The 3,678-nt window shown below is 75.1% G+C and carries 3 protein-coding genes; 2 read left to right on the forward strand and 1 reads right to left on the reverse strand.

What is annotated here, in order from left to right:
* Nucleotides 1-909 (forward strand): SGNH hydrolase domain-containing protein (locus tag VGD85_RS09880; RefSeq protein WP_331063283.1); only part of this gene is annotated, 909 nt, incomplete at its 5' end.
* Nucleotides 910-919: 10 nt separating this feature from the next.
* Here VGD85_RS09880 and VGD85_RS09885 read toward each other — a convergent pair.
* Nucleotides 920-3,028, reverse strand: a complete 2,109-nt coding sequence (locus tag VGD85_RS09885; RefSeq protein WP_331063284.1) for a glycosyltransferase — start codon at nt 3,026-3,028, stop codon at nt 920-922.
* Nucleotides 3,029-3,124: 96 nt separating this feature from the next.
* On the opposite strand from VGD85_RS09885, the gene VGD85_RS09890 reads away from it, so the two are divergent.
* The coding region (locus VGD85_RS09890; RefSeq protein ID WP_331063285.1) for a hypothetical protein at nt 3,125-3,678 on the forward strand (554 nt) is incomplete at its 3' end.

Genomic DNA, 3,678 nt, shown 5'->3' on the forward strand with positions numbered 1-3,678 from the left:
CGCCTCGACGACGCGACCGGCGGCCCCGGCGCCACGGCGCTCGTCGCCGATCCGGGCGCGGCCCGGTGGCAGGTGATCGACGACCCCGCCCGGGTCGTGACCACCCGGGGGCCGCTGACGCCCGACCCGGCCGTCGCGCCCGAGGACTCGCCGACCTACTACGACGACGGCTGCCAGCGTGTCCCGGGCGAGGTCGACGTGCTGCCGTGCGAGTACGGCGACCCCGACGGCTCCACCACGGTCGCGCTGCTCGGCGACTCGAAGATGGGCCAGTGGTTCGTGGCGATGGACAGCATCGCCCGCAGCGAGGGGTGGCGGCTGCAGCTGCGGCTGAAGTCGGCGTGCTCGTTCACGCTCGAGGGGCTCGAGCCCGACTGCGCGGAGTACGCCCGCAACGTGCTCGACGGGTTCGCCCGCGACGGCGCCCCCGACGTGGCGATCGTGTCGCAGGGCAGCGCACCCGACGAGCCCGGCCTGGTGGCGGGCAGCGTCGCGGCGCTGCAGGAGCTGGAGGCGATGGGCACGCGGGTCGTGCTCGTCGCGGACACGCCCTCGCCACGCCTGGAGGCGACCTACCGGTGCGTGGAGGACCACCCCGGGCACTACGACCGGTGCGACACCCCGCGCGGGCCGAACGTCGGCGGCATCGGCACGCCCACGCTGCGGATGGTCGCCGAGCGGCTCGACCTGCCCATGGTGGACCTGGACGCGTGGATCTGCCCCGAGGCGCTCGACGCCTGCCCCTCGGCGATCGGCGGCGTGCTGGTGCTGCGCCAGGGCTCGCACCTGACCGACACCTACGTGCGCACGCTCACCCCGATGCTGCACCGCGAGCTGAGCCGCCTCGGCGTCGCCCGGACCCCGGTGGACCGGATCGGCCTCGACGACGTGCCGCCGTCGATGCACTGACGCAGCGCGTTCAGGTGTCCTGGCCCGCGTGGCCGCGCGCCAGGCTCGACAGCACCTCCGCGGCAGCCTGGGCGTCGCCGAGCCGGGTGACGTGCCGGAGCGGCTGCCGGGACAGCACGCTGCCCTCCTCGACGACCGCCCAGATCGGCGTACCGCTGCCGAGGTAGTCCGACAGCTTCGAGGGCAGGTAGGGGTTGCCGCCCGGGCCGTGCTCGGAGGAGTCCGCGTCGTTGACCACGAGCAGGTCGAAGCGGCGGGTGAGCGCCAGGAAGTCCAGGAACCCGACGTACGGGTTGACGACGACCACGTCGGCCAGCCCGGCCTCGGCGACCGCCCGGTCGATCGTCGACGCGTCCTGGGTGAACACGTGGAGGCACACCCGCGCGCGCACCCGCGCCGGGAGCGCGGCGAGCGCCTCGGTGACCTCGGTCAGGCCGCGGGTGGGGTAGAACGCGCCGAAGTAGGCGACGTGGGCCCGGTCCGGGTCGAGGCGGTACGCCGGGGCCTGCAGGTCGTAGAACCGCGCGGGGAGCGTCGGGTGGTGGTGCACGGTCGAGAGCGCGCGGGCGCGCTCGGCGAGCGCGGGGTCGGGACAGTAGCCGAGCATGTACTCGCGCTGATTCTCGTTGGTGAACATCACCTCGTCGGCGAGGGCGTACGCCGCCTGCTCGGCCCACGTGAACACGTCGCCGTCGGCGGGCGGTGCGAAGCCGGCCGCCGCGAGACCCGCGGTCAGCTCGCCGGGGAGCGGCCCGGTGCCGGAGGCGTTGTTGCGGCGGGTGCCGCGCACGGTGCGGCTGATCGGGTCGGAGAACTCCGCGATCCACCGCACCGACGGGTTGCGCAGCTTGTACTGCGCCGCCACCAGGTGGGAGGCCGCCCACATCGCGCGCGAGTAGACCGAGCGGTGGTCGGTGCCCCACTCCTCGAGCTGGGCGAACACCCGCGCCGACCAGTCCTCGGCCGACGCCCAGGAGCCGAAGTGCGACGGTCCGGCCAGCGCCGCGACCCGGGCGACGTAGGGGTCGGCGATCGCCTCGAGCGACCGGTCCCGCTCGCGCAGGTCGTCGAGGTCCTTGCACACGACGTCCACCAGCACCCCGCGCTCGCGGATGCGGCGGGCCGCGACGATCCCGGCCGTCCCCACCCAGGGCGTGAAGCAGTAGAGCAGCGCGAGGTCCTGCGCGCCGTCGGCGTTGACCGTCGGCCAGTCCATCCGCCGCAGCCGGCGGGCCTCGACGTCCTCGACGACCTCGGCGCGCTGCTCGGGGTGGCGGGCCAGGTGGTCGCGGACGTGGTCGAGCTGGCGGCTCACCATGTGCCGGGTGATCCGCTCGACCTCGGCGGGCGGGTCGTCGATCTCCTCGAGGCTGGTGATGCAGGCCAGCCGCTGGGAGACCGAGAAGTCGTAGCCGGGGTCGCGGCGCGAGAGCGAGTCGGGGACGCGGGTGCGCAGGTAGCAGGCGCGCCGGTCGGGGAGCGGCCGGAACCGGAACTGCTCGTGGGCGTAGGCCTTGGTCCAGAACACGAAGTCCGACCCGCCCCGCAGGGAGGTGTCGTAGCCGACCGTGCGGGCCAGCTCCACCGGGACCAGCTTGCCGATGTTCAGCGAGATCCCGGGAGGCAGGGCCGGGACCGCGAGCGTGCCGTCCGGCTCGGCGCCCCGCTCGAGCGCCCGGACGAGCGCGCGGGTGTAGTAGTTGTCGAAGTCCGGCCGGTCCGGCTCGTCGGGCTCGACGTCGGCCAGCCACGCGAGCGGGACCACGCCCGGCTCGACCGCGTCGAGGAGGTCCTCCAGGTAGTGCTCGGTCACCCGGTCGTCGTCGTCCACGATCGTCATGTAGGTGCCGCGTGCCGCCCAGAGGCCGACCGTGCGCGCGTGCGCGACGCCGGGGCGGGCCGACCGCGCGAGGACCACGCACAGGCGCGGGTGCTGCCGCGCGATCGCCTCGACGGCCTCGGTGGTCCCGTCGTCGGGACCGTTGACGACCACGACGACCTCGAACCGGTCGGGTGCGAGGGTCTGCCGCGCCAGCGAGGCCAGCGCGTCGCCGATCAGGTCCGGGCGGCCGTAGGTGGCCACGATCACCGAGACCTCGGGTGGCACACTGTCGCTCATGCTCGAGAGCTCGACCACCTTCCCGCGTCTTGGTTCGAGGCACCGGTGCGGCCGCGAGGCCCGCCGTTGACGACCGCAGGCGAGGATACGCGAGCCGTGCGCGCCGTCGTGGTCGGCACCGACCGGCCCGCCGCGGCCGCGGTGTTCGGTGACGGGTTCGAGCGGCTGCTGACCACCACGTACGCCGAGCTCGCGGCGGACCTGGCCGCCGAGGGACCCGTCACCGGGTTCATCGGCGTGGCGGCCGGGTCCGGCATGGAGGAGGCCGTCGACGCGGCGTTGGCGTTCGCCCGCGAGGCGGCGGCCGCCGGCGGCCCGGTGCCCGAGGTCGCGGTCGAGATCCCGTGGGACCCGACCGCCCTCGACCACCTCCGCGGCCGGTTGACCGCCCCGGACGCCCCCGTCCTCGTGGCGGTGCGCCGCTACCGCGACCGGCCCTGCGTGGTGCTGACCGTGGTCCTGGGCGGCGCCCCCGGGCCGGCGTACGACGCCCTGTGGGTGCTGGACGCCGTGCTCACCGCCGGCACCACCGCGCCCGACGCGCGGGTCGCCGAGCAGCTGCGGGTGGCCGCGGAGTGGGAGCGCGCCACCGCGGCCGACCAGCTCCGGCGCAAGGACGAGCAGGTCGAGCGGCTGCGTCGCGACCTGGC

The organism is Nocardioides sp. (assembly GCF_036401255.1).
GTDB lineage: Bacteria > Actinomycetota > Actinomycetes > Propionibacteriales > Nocardioidaceae > Nocardioides.